15 protein-coding genes are annotated in these 16,305 nt (G+C 66.1%); 4 read left to right on the top strand and 11 right to left on the bottom strand.

Going from position 1 to position 16,305, the window contains the following annotated elements; translation table 11 throughout:
* Positions 1-57: 57 nt before the first annotated feature.
* Both H165_RS0112800 and H165_RS0112795 read right to left on the bottom strand, forming a co-directional pair.
* The gene (locus H165_RS0112800) at positions 58-1,488 is read right to left on the bottom strand and encodes an aminotransferase-like domain-containing protein (protein WP_017939330.1); all 1,431 of its coding nucleotides are present in this window, start codon (positions 1,486-1,488) and stop codon (positions 58-60) included.
* 150 nt (positions 1,489-1,638) lie between these two features.
* Positions 1,639-2,664 (bottom strand): amidohydrolase family protein, encoded by a 1,026-nt coding sequence (locus H165_RS0112795; protein WP_017939329.1) that lies wholly within the window; start codon positions 2,662-2,664, stop codon positions 1,639-1,641.
* A 118-nt stretch (positions 2,665-2,782) separates the two neighbouring features.
* Between H165_RS0112795 and H165_RS0112790 the strand changes: the two genes are divergently transcribed.
* The 3 genes from H165_RS0112790 (at position 2,783) to H165_RS0112780 (ending at position 5,073) form a co-directional block, all read left to right on the top strand.
* Positions 2,783-3,649 (top strand): substrate-binding periplasmic protein, encoded by an 867-nt coding sequence (locus H165_RS0112790; RefSeq protein ID WP_017939328.1) that lies wholly within the window; start codon positions 2,783-2,785, stop codon positions 3,647-3,649.
* A 168-nt stretch (positions 3,650-3,817) separates the two neighbouring features.
* Entirely contained in the window at positions 3,818-4,216 is a 399-nt protein-coding gene (locus H165_RS0112785) for an OsmC family protein (RefSeq protein ID WP_017939327.1), read from the top strand.
* The gene (locus H165_RS0112780; RefSeq protein WP_017939326.1) at positions 4,213-5,073 is read left to right on the top strand and encodes a pirin family protein; all 861 of its coding nucleotides are present in this window, start codon (positions 4,213-4,215) and stop codon (positions 5,071-5,073) included. The genes H165_RS0112785 and H165_RS0112780 overlap by 4 nt, the downstream gene beginning before the upstream one ends.
* Before the next feature lie 71 nt (positions 5,074-5,144).
* On the opposite strand, the gene htpG is transcribed toward H165_RS0112780, so the two are convergent.
* The 4 genes from htpG to H165_RS0112760 all read right to left on the bottom strand — a co-directional run bounded on the left by htpG (position 5,145) and on the right by H165_RS0112760 (position 9,380).
* Positions 5,145-7,049: a molecular chaperone HtpG gene (gene htpG / locus H165_RS0112775; RefSeq protein WP_017939325.1), complete on the bottom strand. Its 1,905-nt coding sequence runs from the start codon at positions 7,047-7,049 to the stop codon at positions 5,145-5,147.
* A 154-nt stretch (positions 7,050-7,203) separates the two neighbouring features.
* Complete coding sequence (locus tag H165_RS0112770) at positions 7,204-8,436, bottom strand: hypothetical protein (RefSeq protein ID WP_017939324.1); 1,233 nt, start codon at positions 8,434-8,436, stop codon at positions 7,204-7,206.
* A 42-nt stretch (positions 8,437-8,478) separates the two neighbouring features.
* The gene (locus tag H165_RS0112765) at positions 8,479-8,922 is read right to left on the bottom strand and encodes a PaaI family thioesterase (RefSeq protein ID WP_017939323.1); all 444 of its coding nucleotides are present in this window, start codon (positions 8,920-8,922) and stop codon (positions 8,479-8,481) included.
* Positions 8,919-9,380 carry a PaaI family thioesterase gene (locus tag H165_RS0112760; protein ID WP_017939322.1) on the bottom strand — a complete coding sequence of 154 codons (462 nt, stop codon included), beginning with the start codon at positions 9,378-9,380 and terminating at the stop codon, positions 8,919-8,921. The genes H165_RS0112765 and H165_RS0112760 overlap by 4 nt, the downstream gene beginning before the upstream one ends.
* Positions 9,381-9,543: 163 nt before the next feature.
* On the opposite strand from H165_RS0112760, the gene H165_RS0112755 reads away from it, so the two are divergent.
* Positions 9,544-9,846 carry a hypothetical protein gene (locus H165_RS0112755; protein WP_017939321.1) on the top strand — a complete coding sequence of 101 codons (303 nt, stop codon included), beginning with the start codon at positions 9,544-9,546 and terminating at the stop codon, positions 9,844-9,846.
* Positions 9,847-9,992: 146 nt separating this feature from the next.
* Here the strand turns inward: H165_RS0112755 and H165_RS0112750 are convergent, their stop codons facing one another.
* The 5 genes from H165_RS0112750 to lpdA form a co-directional block, all read right to left on the bottom strand.
* Positions 9,993-10,721, bottom strand: a complete 729-nt coding sequence (locus H165_RS0112750) for a DUF599 domain-containing protein (RefSeq protein WP_017939320.1) — start codon at positions 10,719-10,721, stop codon at positions 9,993-9,995.
* A gap of 194 nt (positions 10,722-10,915) precedes the next feature.
* Positions 10,916-12,229 (bottom strand): branched-chain amino acid transport system II carrier protein, encoded by a 1,314-nt coding sequence (gene brnQ / locus H165_RS0112745; protein WP_026146604.1) that lies wholly within the window; start codon positions 12,227-12,229, stop codon positions 10,916-10,918.
* A gap of 340 nt (positions 12,230-12,569) precedes the next feature.
* Positions 12,570-13,457, bottom strand: coding sequence for a succinate--CoA ligase subunit alpha (gene sucD, locus H165_RS0112740; protein WP_017939318.1), 888 nt, complete (start codon positions 13,455-13,457; stop codon positions 12,570-12,572).
* Positions 13,457-14,623, bottom strand: coding sequence for an ADP-forming succinate--CoA ligase subunit beta (gene sucC / locus H165_RS0112735; RefSeq protein ID WP_017939317.1), 1,167 nt, complete (start codon positions 14,621-14,623; stop codon positions 13,457-13,459). The genes sucD and sucC overlap by 1 nt, the downstream gene beginning before the upstream one ends.
* 226 nt (positions 14,624-14,849) lie before the next feature.
* Complete coding sequence (gene lpdA, locus H165_RS0112730; protein ID WP_017939316.1) at positions 14,850-16,286, bottom strand: dihydrolipoyl dehydrogenase; 1,437 nt, start codon at positions 16,284-16,286, stop codon at positions 14,850-14,852.
* Between the last annotated feature and the right edge of the window lie 19 nt (positions 16,287-16,305).

The following is a 16,305-nucleotide window of genomic DNA, read 5'->3' as shown; positions in this document are numbered from 1 at the left end:
TCTCCTGGGCGAAGCATCCCTTTCGCCCAGGTAGACGGAGCCACGCGGCGATCCGGGTTAAGCGACTTCCTGGCAGAGCTGCCCGGCGAGCATGCCGAGAGTCATCAGTGCCCGTTCCGCCTCGCGGTTCCAGGGAATGCCGCAGTTCATCCGCATGCAGTGGTTGAACTGCTCGGTGTTGCTGAAGATCAGCCCCGGGGCAATGCTGATGCCTTGGTCCAGGGCACGCACGTGCAGCTCCTTGGTGTTGACCCGCGCAGGCAGGCTGACCCAGAGGATGAAACCGCCCTTCGGCCGGGTGATCTGGGTGCCGTCCGGGAAGTACTGCTGCACCGCCAGCTGGAAGGCGGTGAGATTCTTGCGGTACTCCTGGCGGATGTAGCGCAGGTGGCGGTCGTAGCCGCCGTTCTCCAGGTAGGCGGCCACCGCCATCTGGGTCACGCTGCACGCCGAGTGGGTGCTGAAGGTCTGCAGGCGCTGGATCTCCGCCTGGTACTTGCCAGCGATGATCCAGCCGATGCGCACCCCGGGCGAGAGGGTCTTGGAGAAGCTCGAGCAGTACACCACCCTTCCTTCGCGGTCCTGGGACTTGAGGGCCTTGGTGGTGCCCTGCTCGAACAGCAGCTCGCCGTAGATGTCGTCCTCGACGATCTGGATGTCGAAGTCCCGGGCCAGGCTCAGCAGCTGCTTCTGGCGCTCCTCGGGGATGGTCCCGCCGAGCGGGTTGGACAGGCGCGCGGTGAGCACCAGGGCCTTGATCGGCCACTGGTTGGCGGCCAACTGCAGGGCCTCCAGGCTGATCCCGGTGGCTGGATCGCAGGGAATCTCGATGACCTTGAGGCCAAGCAGGTCGGCCAGCTGCAGCAGGCCGTAGTAGGTCGGCGACTCGGTGGCGATCAGATCTCCCGGCTTGGTCAGCACGCGCAGGGACATCTGCAGGGCATCCACGCAGCCGTGGGTGATCACCACCTCGGCCGGGTCCACCACCACCCCGGCGTCGCGCATGCGGATCGCCACCTGACGGCGCAGCGGCTCGTAGCCCGGGCTGAACATGTAGCTGAAGGCCCGCGGACTCTGGAAGCGGGTGACCTTGGCGAGCTGCTGGTGCAGGGCGCGCACCGGCAGATACTCGACGTGGGGCACCGCGGCGCCCAGGGGGAACACGCCCTCGCGGCGCGACTCGGCGAGCACCTGGTTGATGATGCTGCTGCGGGTCACCAGGCTGGGCCGCTCCACCCGGGCGATGTCGGGGGTGGGCGCGGTCAGCGCCGGGGTCTGGTGCACGTAGAAGCCGGACTGCGGGCGGGCGCGGATCAGCCCTTGGTCCTCCAAGCTGGCATAGGCCTGCAGCACGGTGGCATGGCTGACGCTCAACTGCTGGCTCAGTTTGCGCACCGAGGGTACACGCTCGCCGGGCTGATAGACGCCGCGGCGGATGTCATCAGCCAGTTGCTGGGCGATGCGCTGATAGAGCAACAGATTGGTCATGCCTGCCTCCCTTAGGTTCGTGAACCATAACAGTAGACGACGACTCATCAATTGTACCGGTACAGTCACTCGAATAGTCGGCGACACAGAACAGATCCGCCAAATACCGATTGGCTCTAACGGCGGCAGACAGGGAATCCGCAGGTTCGTTCAGGGTGCCGGGGCATTGCCGCGTGCCCAGCGCGGCAGCACGGCGAGGAAGTTGTCCCGCGCCACCTTGCGCGCCACCCCCTCCGGAAGCGCATCGAGGAAGGCGTCGAAGGCGCCGAGCTGCTCGCCCAGGCCGTCGAAGCTGCCCACTACGTCCGAGCCGATCATGAAGCGCCCGGAATGGCGGCGGACCAGAGCCAGCCAGTCGGGATCGGGCTTGCCCTCTTCGTCCAGCAGGTAGGGACGCAGCACCGTCCAGGACAGGTCGATGTAGAGGTTCGGATAGTCGTCCAGCAGGCGCGTCAGGACCGGCAGCAGAAAGTCCAGGCGCTTCTGGTGACGGTGGATCTCCATGCTGGTGCCGGCGTGGGCCCAGATGAAGCGCACATGGGGATGGTTGCGCAGTGGCTCCTCGATCTCGTGCAGGTACAGCGGGTTGCGCTCGCGCTTGGAGGTGATGTTGGAATGCAGCAGCACCGGCAGATCGTGCTCGGCGGCCAGGTGGTAGATCCGCGCCATGGCCTCGTTGTTGGCCCGCGGGGTGTCGCCCTCGGTCAGCGAGGTGAGGTCATCGTGGCGGGTGAACACCTCGCCGATGCCCTGCCAGAGCCCCGGTTCCAGCTCCAGCATGCGGCGGATGTGGGCGTCGGAGTTCTTGTCGTTGGGGTTGAAGCCGGACAGAAAGGGATGGAAGCGCCTGCGCTGCTCCGCCGGCAACCGCTTGACCGCCGCGGCGACCAGCACGTCGGTGGCGCTGTACCAGTAGGCCGCGGCATCGTCGCCGGCGTAGTAGCGCGGGCGCTTGGGCTCGTCCTCGTGCCACTTCTTGGCTACCGGAATGCCGGCGAGCATCACGTGGTCGACCCGGTTGCGCGCCATGCTGGCCAGCAGCTCGTCCATGCCGGCACTTTCCTGGAAGAAGTCCACGTAGTGCAGGTGGGCGTCGCTGTAGCGGTAGTCACGCGCCGCGGCGGCGCCGGCGAGCAACAGGGCGGCCAGCACGAGACAGGAACGGATGGCGGGCACGGGATCCTCCTGGGCTTCGGACAGTGGTAGACCCCACAGCGGCTCCGGGGTTCAGCTTCCGCGCCTGTCGGAATCGCTGGTGGAAGCGTATCCTTGGAGCACTGGCACGGAGCTGTCGATGCTGCGCATGCTTCGTTACTACCTAGCCCCTTTCCTGCTGCTCGCGGTGCTCGGCGCATCGGCGGAGGAACGTCTGGTCTACCCCCTGCACCAGCGCGGCGAGAGTCCGGAGATCTACCCGATCGAGCTGCTCCGCCTGGCCTTGGCCAGGAGCGGCAGCGACTACCGACTGGAACCCACGCCGGAGCCCATGACGCCGATCCGCGCTCGCCATTCACTGGCGCACAACGACGGCCGTGTGCAGGTGATCTGGACCATGACCACCCGGGAGAACGAAGAACGCCTGCAGCCAGTGCGCATCCCCATCTACAAGGGCCTGATCGGCTGGCGGATCTGCCTGCTGCGCGGCGACAACCCCGAGCGGCTCGCCCACGTGTACGGCCGCGAGGACCTGCAGTCCTTCAGCATCGGCCAGCGCCAGGGCTGGCCGGACACCTCGATCCTCCGTGCCAACGGCTTCGAGGTGCGCACCAGTAACAGCTACACCGGGCTGTTCGGCATGCTGGCCGCCGGGCGCTTCGACCTCTTCCCCCGCGAGGCGGTGCTGGTTCGTCAGGAGCAGCGGAACATGGCCCGCGAAGGCCTGCAGCTGGCCATCGACCCCTACCTGGTGCTGCACTACCCCAGCGCCTTCTACTACTTCACCGCGCGGCAGCGCCCGGAACTGGCGGAAACCATCCGCCGAGGTCTGGAGGCGGCGCTCGCCGACGGCAGCGCCGAGCGCCTGTTCCAGCAGCATTTCGGCGAGGCGCTGGCCAGCCTGCAGCTCGACAGGCGCCGGGTGATCGAGCTGGACAACCCGCTGCTGCCGCCCCTCCCCCTGGAACGCGAGGAGCTCTGGTACCGGCCGCGCGCACCGCAATAGCGCAACCGACGCCCCCGTTGGCGCAATGGCGCCCGCCTCGCCAGCGAGCAGATCACCACCAGCCTGGACGCCGAACTGGTGCCCGGCGCCGACGTGCGGCTCTCCACGCTGCCCTGAGCGGCGCCGCCTGGGCTAGGCTGGAAGCATCCACCTAGCCTAGGAGCCAGCATGATCCGCATCCGCACCGAAGCCGGCCTGCGCCACCGCATCGAGGTCGGCGACCACCTGCTGCACACCGACGTGCCGGCATCCCTCGGTGGCGAGGGCTCCGGTCCCGAGCCCCACGACCTGTTCGACTCCGCCCTCGGCGCCTGCAAGGCGCTGACCCTGATGCTCTACGCCCGCCAGCGCGGCCTGCCGCTGGATAGCCTGGAGGTGCGCGTCAGTCGCGACGACGGCCAGGAGCGCCAGGGCCTCTACCGCCTGACCGTGGAGCTGGAGCTGCATGGCGCGCTGGACGACGCGCAGCGCCAGCAGCTGCTGCGCATCGCCGACAAGTGCCCGGTGCACAAGCTGATGACCAGCACCGAGGTGCAGGTGGAAACTCGTCTGGGTGACGGCGCATGAACCGACCGCTGCTGATCCAGCCACGCCGCGAGAGCGTCGAGGGCCAGCCGATCCTGCGCCCGCTGCCCTCGGCGCACTGCCGCAGCGTCGGCCCTTTCGTGTTCTTCGACCACATGCTGGCCACCGACTACCCGCCCGGCAGCGGGGTGAACATCCGCCAGCACCCGCACATCGGCCTGTCCACCCTCACCTACCTGTTCGAAGGCGAGCTGCAGCACAAGGACAGCCTCGGTTCCGACCAGCGAGTGCAGCCCCGCGACGTCAGCTGGATGACCGCCGGGCATGGCGTCGCCCATGTCGAGCGCACCCCGGAGGCGCTGCGACGCAGCGGCTCGCGGCTGCACGGTCTGCAGGTCTGGCTGGCGCTGCCGGAGGCCGACGAGGACTGCGAACCCAGCTACAGCCACCTCCCGGCCGCCAGCCTGCCGGTCAGTGAGGCGCTGGGGGTGCGCATCCGCCTGATCGCCGGCCACGGCTTCTGCCTGCAGGCGCCGGTGCCGGTGCGCTCGCCGACCCTGTACGCCGAATTGCAACTGGAAAGCGGCGCCACCCAGCTGATCCCCGACGAGCACCGCGAGCGCGCCCTCTACCTGCTCGACGGAGAGGCCCTGCTGGACGACCAGCCGCTACCCCGCCACGGCCTGGTGGTACTGCCGCCGGGCGAAAGCTACACCCTGAGCGCCTGCACCGGCTGCTGGCTGGTGATGATCGGCGGCGAGCGCGTCGGCCCGCGGCGGATGAACTGGAACTTCGTCGCCAGCGATCCGGAGCGCATCGAGGAGGCACGGCGGCGCTGGGCACTCGGCGACTGGCCGAAGGTGCCGGGGGAAACCGAGCGGCTGGAGCTGCCGCGCTGAGGGCGGAGCCGGCCAGCGCCGGGCAAAGAAAACCCGCCGAAAAGGCGGGTTCTCCAGGCGCTTCCGGCGACTCAGGCCGAGAGTTCCACGAGCAGCTTGTTGAGCCGGCGTACGTACTCGGCCGGGTCCCTCAGGCTGTTGCCGGCGGCCAGCGCGGCTTGGTCGAAGAGGATGTGCGACAGCTCGCCGAAGCGCTCCTCGTCCTGTTCCTGGTCGAGCTTCTCGATCAACGGGTGACCGGGATTGAACTCGAAGATCGGCTTCGACTCCGGCACCTTCTGCCCGGTGGCCTCGAGAATCTGGCGCATCTGTAGACCGAGGTCCTGCTCGCCGATGGCGAGGATCGCCGGCGAGTCGGTCAGGCGGTGGGACACCCGCACCTCGGCCACCTCGTCGCCCAGAGCAGCCTTGAGACGCTCCACCAGCCCTTCCTTGGCCTTGGCGAGCTCCTCCTGAGCCTTCTTGTCCTCTTCCGAGTCCAGCTTGCCGAGGTCCAGGTCGCCACGGGCGACGTCAACGAACTGCTTGCCGTCGAACTCGGTGAGATAGCTCATCAGCCACTCGTCGATGCGGTCGGTGAGCAGCAGCACCTCGATGCCCTTCTTGCGGAACACCTCCAGGTGCGGGCTGTTCCTGATCTGCGAGTAGCTCTCGCCGGTGAGGTAGTAGATCTTGTCCTGGCCGTCCTTCGCCCGGCCCAGGTAGTCGCCCAGGGACACGCTCTGCTCGCCGGAGGCGTCATGGGTCGAGGCGAAGCGCAGCAGGCCGGCGATCTTCTCGCGGTTGGCGAAGTCCTCCGCCGGGCCTTCCTTGAGCACCTGGCCGAAGTTCTTCCAGAACTTCAGGTAGTCCTCGGGCTTGTCCTTGGCGAGCTTCTCCAGCATGTCCAGCACGCGCTTGGTCAGCGCCGACTTCATGGAGTCGATCACCGGGTCCTTCTGGAGGATCTCGCGGGAAACGTTCAGCGACAGGTCGTTGGAGTCCACCACGCCCTTGACGAAGCGCAGGTACAGCGGCAGGAACTGGTCGGCCTGGTCCATGATGAACACGCGCTGCACGTACAGCTTGAGGCCGCGTGGCGCCTCGCGGTGGTAGAGGTCGAAGGGCGCGCGGCCGGGGATGTAGAGCAGCGAGGTGTACTCCAGCTTGCCCTCGACCTTGTTGTGGCTCCAGGTCAGCGGGTTCTCGAAGTCGTGGGCGACGTGCTTGTAGAACTCCTGGTACTCCTCGTCCTTGATCTCGCCGCGCGGGCGAGTCCACAGCGCGCTGGCGCGGTTGACGGTCTCCCACTCGGGCTCGGCCGGCTTGTCCTTGTCATCGCCGAAATGTTCCTTGGGCAGCTCGATGGGCAGGGCGATGTGATCGGAGTACTTCTTGATGACGTTACGCAGGCGCCAGCCGTCGGCGAACTCCTCCTCGCCCGGTTTCAGGTGCAGGACGATGCGGGTGCCACGCTCGGGCTTGTCGATGGTCGCCACCTCGAACTCGCCCTCGCCTTTCGAAGCCCAGTGCACGCCCTCGCTGGCCGGCAGGCCAGCGCGGCGGGTGTAGACGTCGACGTGGTCAGCGACGATGAACGCCGAGTAGAAACCCACGCCGAACTGGCCGATCAGGTGGGCGTCCTTCTTCTGGTCGCCGGTGAGGTTCTTGAGGAATTCCGCGGTGCCGGACTTGGCGATGGTGCCGAGGTGGGCGATCACCTCGTCGCGGCTCATGCCGATGCCGTTGTCCTCGATGGTCAGGGTCTTGGCGGCCTTGTCGAACGACACGCGGATCTTCAGCTCGGCCCCGCCCTCCAGCAGCTCGGGCTTGGCCAGCGCTTCGAAACGCAGCTTGTCGGCGGCGTCGGAGGCGTTGGAAATCAGCTCGCGGAGGAAGATTTCCTTGTTCGAGTACAGGGAATGAATCATCAGGTGCAGCAGCTGCTTCACCTCAGTCTGGAAGCCCAGGGTCTGTTTTTGAGTCTCCACACTCATCGTCTGACTCCACTCGTTCGATAGCACGAACCGCGACTACGGCGGCGAATGTCTGGCAAGTGGGGGCTTTGGCTGGAATTTCAAGAGCTTGCCCGCCGTACGGACATCCAGACGGGGGCGGGCGGCGCGGCGTGAACCGCGCCGGAGGGCGGGCTCAGGGCTCGAGCAGCTCGATGCGGATGATCTCCCCGGGGGTCAGGGCGAAGCTGGCCTCCCCCGCCCCGCGGCCCAGGTTGCGGCGGATGACCACCCGGCCCTCAGCGTCCAGACCGGCGAAGCGGCCTTCGGCCTGGGCGCCGCGCTGGGTCTCCACGCGCATGGCGAGGTTCCGGTAGGTAGCCGGATCACCCTGCAGCAGGTCCAGGCTCAGGGGCCGGCGGGTGATCTTCGGTCGTTCGGGCTCGACCGCGGACGTCACCTCCAGCGTTCGGGGCGCCGGCTCGGCCGGCAGCGCCGGGTACTGATCGCCCTGCACCGCCCAGCCGCGCTTGCCCTTGCGCAGTTGCAGCGGCAGGCGCCGGGGCTTGCCGGCCACCTCGGCCTCCACCTGCAGGTCGAGGCTGCTGACCGGCAGGTTGACCGGCGGCAGCGCCTGCAGGCGCACCTGGCGGGTGGCGAAGCGCCGCTGCAGGTAGTCGGTGACCACGTATTCCAGGGTTTCCCGCGAATCGTAGCGGGTGTCCACCTTGCCGTTGCGATAGCGCAGGCGGTCGCTGAACAGCTCGATGCGGCCGGTCAGCGCGGTATGGAACTGAGGCGGCAGCACCAGGTGGAAGTCGCCCACCAGCTTGTTGGGAGCCACCGGCTCCAGCTGCAGGTGCAGGGTGTAGCCGCGAGTCAGGCGGCGCGCCTCGGGCAGGTCCTGCTCGGGCAGCAGCCAGCTGATCCGCACCTCCGGCTGCGGGCCGGGGTCCTGAGGCATCACGTCGACGCTGACCGGGCCATCCACCGGGTTCGGCAGGCGGATGCTGATCTCGCGGCGAGCGAAGAAGTCCTGGCCCTCGCGCAGACTGAGCACGCCGTCGATCAGCTCGCCGTACTGCGGCACGAAGGGCTGGCCATTGAGTTCGCCGTGCAGGCGGAAGTTCAGCTCGGCCGTCGCCTGCGCCTCGGGATGCAGCCAGCTGAGGTTGAGGATCGCTTCCAGGCGCTGGCTGTCACGGCTGGCCAGGAGGGTCAGACCGACCACCAGGGGGATGAAGCCCAGCGCACCGAGGACCACCGCCTTGCGCGCCACCCGCCAGTGGCGCAGGGCGAAGACCAGGTTGAGGGGCGGCAGCAGGCTGGCGATCCCCCACAGCAGGGCGGTGTCGAAGGCCAGCATGACCAGCCAGACCAGACCGGCGAGGATCAGCAGCAAACCACCGAGAATCAGCAAGGCATCCATGGAACATCCTTCTTCGCACGAAGCGCCGCTCCAGGCGCTTCCTCAGGGTTCGTCGACCTTGAAGTGGGCGCGGGCCGTGGCTATGGGCTCGGTCTGGTTGGTCTGCCAGGCGGTGATCGCCACGTTGGCGACCCGCCGGCCCTGACGCCAGACCTGGCACTGGGCATAGGTGTCACGATAATGGCCGGCTCGCAGGTAATCTATCGAGAAGTCGATGATTTTCGGCAAATGCGGGATACCCATGAACATCAGCAGGTGGAGCATCGCCGCATGCTCCATGAAGCCGGCGATCACCCCGCCGTGCAGCGCCGGGAGCATGGGGTTGCCGATGTTGTCGCGGTTGGCCGGCAGACGGAACACCATGTCGTCGCCGAGGCGCAGGCACTCGATGCCGATCAGCCGGGCATAGGGTGTCAGGCTGAGCAGCGCGTCGTAGTCGTTCTTCGCGTGGGCCTCGGCCACCAGCTTGTTGAGATCCACGTTCATTGCGCGCCTCCCTTGCCGCTCAGCTGGGCGCCCGGCTTGCCCATGCGCATGAAGGTGCCGACCACGTGGGCGATCGGCTGCGCTGGATCATCCTGGTAGGCATAGCCGCGGGTGAAGATCACGTTGGGGGTCACCCGGTAGCACTCGGCGAAGCCGTAGACGTCCTTGTGCGGCTCGGCCGGGTGCATGTAGTCGATGCGCAGGTCCAGGGTCGGGCAGACTTCGAAGTCCGGCAGCACGCAGACCGTGGAGATGCCGCAGGTGGTGTCCATGAGGGTGGTGATGGCGCCGCCGTGGATCACCCCGCTCTCCGGATTGCCGACGATCTGCGCGCTGTACGGCAGGCGCAGGGTCAGGCCACCGGCGTCGGCGTGGTGCACGCTCAGGCCGAGCACCTGGCAGTGCCGCAGGGCGACAAGAAAGCGCTGCGCTCGTTCGGCGATGGCGTTGTCGCTCATGAGCTTTTCCCTAACTGGTGGGTTGCGAGAGACTGCGCATGATACCTGTCGGAGTCGAAACCGGCACCGGCAGGCTCCGCACGGTCACGCTTTTTTCGGAACTTCCCTCCGACGTGCCGCTCCAACGAACACCATTTGGATCGTTACCACCGGAGAGTGATAGATGCGCAAATCCCTCAGCTATGCCCTGATTCTGACTGCCGGCCTGGGCCTCGCCGCCTGCGAGAAGAGCCCGGAAGAGAAGATGGAATCCGCCAAGGAATCCGCCTCGCAAGCCATCGAATCCGCCGGCGACGCCGCCCGTGAGGCTGGCGAAGCCATCCAGGAAAAAGCCCAGGAAGCCGGCTCGAGCCTTTCGCAGAAGGCCGAAGAAACTGGCCAGGCCATCCGCGAGAAGGCCTCCGACGCCGCCGACGCGACCCGGGAGGCCGTTCAGGACGCCCAGGAGGCCATGCAAAAAGAGTGATCCTGCCGCTCTCCAAGGACAAGACAAGGCCCGCCAGCGCGGGCCTTGTACTTTCCATCTCCCCCGCCCCTATCCCGTAAACGGCAGGGTGTTCCTACAGCCCAAGAACTACCGGGTGCCCCGCGCGCCATCCCCGGGCGACGCTGCTAGTTCTCGACTTTCTCGCGAGCCGGCTCGGCCTGTGTCGTAGGCGAATAGACCATCACCTCCAGTACCGCGGAATGAAACTCGCGGCGGTAGAGCACCAGCACCACCCCGGTGGTGGCCAGCATGAACAGCCAGGGGCTGATGAACCAGGCGAGGATCGCCATGCCGAAATAGTAGGAGCGCAGGCCCAGGTTGAACTGGTTGGCAGCCATCGAGATGACCCGCGCAGCGCGCTCGGCGAAGGCCCGGCGTTCCTGCTCGGTGACGTGGCGCTCGCCGATCATCGGCGCCGAACCCACCAGCACCGCGGCGAAGTTGTACTGGCGCATGCACCAGCTGAAGGTGAAGAAGGCATAGACGAACACCACCGCCAGACAGAGCAGCTTGATCTCCGAGAGGCTGCGCGAGGCCGGCTGCACGAACGGTAGGTCGGCGAGCAGCGACACCGCACGCTCCGAGGCGCCCAGCAGGGTCAGGATGCCGGCGAGAATGATCAGGGTGCTGGAGGCGAAGAAGGAAGCGTTACGCTCCAGGTTGCCGATCACGTTGGCGTCGGCGATGCGGTTGTCACGCAGCATCAGGCGGCGCATCCAGTCCTCGCGGTAGAGGTGCAGGACGCTGGCCAGACAGGGGGTGTCCCGGCCCTTCCAGATCGCGTAGCGGGTATAGCCGAGCCACCAGGCCAAGAACCACAGCGCTGCCAGAAGATTCTCGTCAAACGCGATCATACCCACTCCTTGCAAAGATCCAGGCGATTATAGCCAGCAGCTCTATGAAGGCCGTATGAGCGCTGCGGTCACCACCGTTCGACCGGCACGTTTTCCTCCCCTGAAAACGCGACACCCTGCGCAGGGAACCCCCGCCCAGGGTGTGCTGGCCTGGCCGCCACCACGTAGGCAGCCGCCAGGCAAAAGGCCATGACTCAGACCAGACGAGCCTGGGGCTTACCCAGGGCGCGATCGACCATCGCAGCCACGCCCAGCGTCAGCAGCACCGGCACCAGCCAGCCGAGGCTCTGGCCGGCCAGCGGCAGACGACCGAAGGCTTCCGGCACCAGTTGCGAGAAGCCGGCGGCGGAGAGGCCATCGGCGATACCGAACACTAGGGTCACCGCCATCACTGGGACGAAGATCCGCGGCGTGGACACCCACAGGCGGTCCGCCAGGCTCAGCGCCACCAGCACGATGGCTAGCGGATAGAGGCCGACCAGCACCGGAACCGAGACGGCGATCAGCTGGGTCAGGCCCTGGTTGGCCACCGCCATACTGAACAGGGTCAGGACGATCACCACGCTCTTGTAGGAGACGTTCAGCAACGCGCTGAAGAACTCGCCGCAGGCCGCCATCAACCCCACGCCGGTGGTCAGGCAGGCCAGGGTGATGACGATGGCCAGCAGCACCAGGCCGACGCTACCGAAGGTGTGCTGTACGTAGATGGTGAGTATCTGCCCGCCGTTCTGCGCCCCGGCGGCCAGCTCCTGGCTGGTGGCGCCGAGGTAGAACAGCGACAGGTAGACCAGCGACAGGCCAATGGCGGCGATGATCCCGGCGATCACCGAGTAACGGGTGATCAGGCCCGGCTCCGTCACGCCACGGTCACGAATCGCGGCGGCGATCACGATGCCGAACACCAGCGCACCTAGCGCATCCATGGTCAGATAGCCCTGCAGGAAGCCCTGGGTCAGAGGGTCGGCCTGGTAGTCGCCGACCGCCGCACCGATCTCGCCGGCCGGGGCGAACAGCGCGGCGAAACCGAGCACCAGAAGCGCGGCGATGAGTACCGGGGTGATCACCTTGCCGACCCGGTCGAGCAGGCGGCCGGGATTGAGCACCAGAAACAGCACCGCGGCGAAATAGACCAGGGTGTAGATGAACATCACCAGCGGGTCCTGGCCAGTGAAGGGCACTATGCCGATCTCGAAGGACACCACGGCGGTGCGCGGGGTGGCGAACAGCGGACCGATGGCCAGGTAGACCGCCACCGCCAGGACGATGCCGGCAACCTTGCCGATCGGCGCGGTGAGCGCCGGCATGCCGCCGCCGACCCGGGCCAAGGCCACCACGGTGAGCAGAGGCAGGCCGACGCCGGTAAGCAGGAAGCCGAAGGCCGCCTGGCCAAGATTGTCGCCCGCGGCCATACCGGCGCTGGGCGGGAAGATGATGTTGCCCGCCCCCAGGAAGAGGGCAAAGGTCATGAACCCCAGAGCCAGCAGGTCCAGGCTTTTCAAACGAGTCATAGAGGGGAATACCGCTTGCAGAAGGACATTGAGGTTGGAATTTCCCTGTGGGTTGGGGAAAAACGTCGACCGCTCGTGTGGAGCGAATCTCTGAAAGCGCGTACCCACCCTTTTGAGGTTTCGACGCGAAATTCGGGCAGAGTAACCAAACGCGCAGGTCACGCAACACTGACGGCAGTCCGTCTGTCCGATAACGGCAAGGTTGTGTCGCCTAAACGCAAGCCCACCCTACCCCGCCCATGAATGGCCCGACCGCAGGTCGGTGGTCAGCGAACCGTTGCGCAGGAAGACGAAGGCCACCCCTGGGGGTGGCCTTCGTGGTTTCTTACATCAAGCCGCCTCAGGCGTTCTTGACTTGCCAGCCGGTAACTTCGGCCAGCGCCTTGCCGATGTCGGCCAGGGAGCGCACGGTCTTCACGCCGGCGTCCTGCAGGGCGGCGAACTTCTCGTCCGCAGTCCCCTTGCCACCGGAGATGATCGCACCGGCGTGGCCCATGCGCTTGCCGGGCGGGGCGGTGACGCCAGCGATGTAGGACACCACCGGCTTGGTCACGTTGGCCTTGATGAAGGCCGCAGCCTCTTCCTCGGCGCTGCCACCGATCTCGCCGATCATCACGATGGCTTCGGTAGCCGGGTCTTCCTGGAACAGCTTGAGGATGTCGATGAAGTTGGAGCCCGGGATCGGGTCGCCACCGATACCCACGCAGGTGGACTGGCCGAAGCCAGCGTCGGTGGTCTGCTTCACGGCTTCGTAGGTCAGGGTGCCGGAACGCGACACGATGCCGACCTTGCCCGGCAGATGGATGTGACCGGGCATGATGCCGATCTTGCATTCGCCGGGAGTGATCACGCCCGGGCAGTTCGGGCCGATCAGGCGTACACCCAGCTCGTCGCACTTGATCTTGGCTTCTAGCATGTCGAGGGTCGGGATGCCCTCGGTGATGCAGACGATCAGCTTGATGCCGCCGAACGCCGCTTCCAGGATGGAATCCTTGCAGAACGGAGCCGGTACGTAGATCACCGAAGCATCGGCGCCGGTGGCTTCGACGGCTTCCTTGACGGTGTCGAACACCGGCAGGCCCAGATGGGTGGTGCCGCCCTTGCCGGGAGTCACGCCGCCAACCATCTTGGTGCCGTAGGCGATGGCCTGTTCGCTGTGGAAGGTGCCCTGGGAACCGGTGAAGCCCTGGCAGATGACCTTGGTGTCTTTGTTGATCAGGATGCTCATTACTTGCCCTCCGCGGCCTTGACGACCTGCTGGGCAGCGTCGGTCAGGCTGGTCGCCGCGATGATGTTCAGACCACTTTCGGCCAGGACCTTGGCGCCCAGGTCGGCGTTGTTGCCTTCCAGACGGACCACCACCGGCACCTTGACGCCGACTTCCTTAACAGCGCCGATGATGCCTTCGGCGATCATGTCGCAGCGGACGATGCCGCCGAAGATGTTCACCAGAACGGCCTTAACGTTGCTGTCGGAGAGGATGATCTTGAACGCTTCGGTCACACGCTCCTTGGTAGCGCCGCCGCCCACGTCGAGGAAGTTGGCCGGCTTGCCGCCGTGCAGGTTGACGATGTCCATGGTGCCCATGGCCAGGCCGGCACCGTTGACCATGCAACCGATGTTGCCGTCCAGCGCCACGTAGTTCAGCTCCCACTTCTGGGCGTGGGCTTCGCGCGGGTCGTCCTGGGACGGGTCGTGCATGGCGCGCAGCTTGGGCTGACGGTACAGGGCGTTGCCGTCGATGTTGATCTTGGCATCCAGGCAGTGCAGGTTGCCGTCCTTCTTGATCACCAGCGGGTTGATCTCGAGCAGCGCCAGGTCATAGTCCTGGAACAGCTTGGCCAGGCCGGTGAAGATGTGCACGAACTGCTTCACCTGGTCGCCCTTCAGGCCCAGCTTGAAGGCCAGCTCGCGGCCCTGGAACGGCTGGGCGCCGACCAGCGGGTCGATGGTGGCCTTGAGAATCTTCTCGGGGGTTTCGTGAGCGACCTTCTCGATCTCCACGCCGCCCTCGGTGGATGCCATGAACACGATGCGACGGCTGGAGCGGTCGACCACGGCGCCGAGGTACAGCTCCTTGTCGATGTCGGTGCAGGCCTCCACCAGGATCTTGCTGACCGGCTGGCCGTTGGCGTCGGTCTGGTAGGTCACCAGGCGCTTGCCCAGCCAGTTGGCGGCAAAGGCCTTGGCCTCTTCCCGGCTCTTGACCAGCTTCACGCCGCCCGCCTTGCCGCGGCCACCGGCGTGGACCTGGGCCTTCACGACCCATTCGCTGCCGCCGATCTTGTCGCAGGCTTCCGCTGCTTCTTCCGGGGTGTCCACGGCAAAGCCCTTGGATACGGGCAGGCCGTATTCAGCGAACAGCTGCTTACCCTGATACTCGTGGAGATTCATGCTTGTCTACCGTCTTCGTTTAGGTATTGCGCATTTCGACGCTGCATTGGGAATGCCGCGCCACCTGTGACTGCTGAGCGCAGTCCGGCGGACTTTCCGCGGTGGGCCAACCGGCCCACGACGGGCACCCCGCCGTGGTTTTCTTCTTTATGTCGAGTCGCTCGTGGACGGTAGTCACGGGCGGGCCACAGGGCCCGCCGTCGGCGCCGCGCCACGGCGGCTTCTTTTAGCGCTTCTTGCGGTTGGCAATGTGGATGGCCTGGCCATTCACAGCCAGTGCTGCTTCATGCAGCGCTTCGGACAGCGTCGGGTGCGAGAACACCATCATGCCGAGGTCTTCGGCACTGGTACCGAATTCCATGGCGATGGCGCCCTGCTGGACCAGTTCGGCAGCGCTCGGGCCGATCACATGGACGCCCAGCACGCGGTCGGTCTTGGCATCGGCGATGACCTTGACGAAGCCACTGGTGTCGTTGGCTGCCATGGCACGGCCGCTGGCTGCGAACGGGAAGGTACCGACGTTGATCTCGACACCTTCGGCCTTGAGCTGCTGCTCGGTCTTGCCGACCCAGGCGATTTCCGGGTGGGTGTAGATGACCGCCGGGATCAGGTCGTAGTTCATCTGGGCCTTGTGGCCGGCGATGCGCTCGGCAACCATCACGCCCTCTTCCGAGGCCTTGTGGGCCAGCATGGCGCCGCGCACCACGTCACCGATGGCGTAGACGCCCGGCACGCTAGTGGCGCAGTAGTCATCGACGTAGATGTAGCCGCGCTCGTCGAGGGTAACACCGCTGTCTGCAGCCAGCAGGTCGGTGGTCACCGGACGACGACCGACAGCGACGATCAGCTTGTCGAAGGTCATCTTCTGCTCGCCGTTGGCGTCGCTGAAGGTGACGGTGACCTGCTTTTTCTTCACCTCGGTGGCGGTGACGCGGGCTCCCAGGCGGATGTCCAGCCCCTGCTTGCTGAGGATCTTCAAGGCTTCCTTGGCGATCTGCTCGTCGGCGGCCGGCAGGAACTTGTCCAGGGCCTCGATGACGGTCACCTCGGCACCCAGGCGGGCCCACACGGAACCCAGCTCCAGGCCGATCACGCCGGCGCCGATGACGCCCAGCTTCTTCGGAACGCTCTGGAATTCCAGGGCACCGGTGGAGTCGACGATCACGTCCTGGTCAACCGGAGCCGGCGGGATTTCCACCGGCTTGGAGCCGGAGGCGATGATCACGTTCTCGGCCTCAAGGATCTGGGTCTTGCCATCCAGGCCGGTGACTTCCACCTGCTTGTTGGCCAGCAGCTTGCCGTGGCCTTCCACCAGGGTCACGCCGTTGGCCTTGAACAGCGCGCCGATGCCGCCGGTCAGGTTCTTAACGATCTGCGCCTTGCGGGCGATCATCGCCGGCACGTCGATGCTCACGCCCTTGGCTTCGATGCCGTGGACTTTGAAGCCCTCGATGGCCTCGTGGTACTTGTAGGAGCTGTCCAGCAACGCCTTGGAGGGGATGCAGCCCACGTTCAGACAGGTACCACCCAGGGCGACCTTGCCATCCTTGCCCTGGTACTTCTCGATACAGGCGGTCTTCAGGCCGAGTTGGGCAGCCTTGATCGCGGCCACATAGCCGCCTGGGCCGGCACCGATGACTACCACGTCGAATTTCTGGGTCATAACTGATTCCTTCTCGAAT

It is taken from the genome of Pseudomonas thermotolerans DSM 14292, from assembly GCF_000364625.1.
Taxonomy (GTDB): Bacteria; Pseudomonadota; Gammaproteobacteria; order Pseudomonadales; family Pseudomonadaceae; genus Aquipseudomonas; species Aquipseudomonas thermotolerans.
The sequence above is the reverse complement of the archived record's forward strand: the minus strand, read 5'-3'. Positions and strand labels throughout refer to the sequence as shown.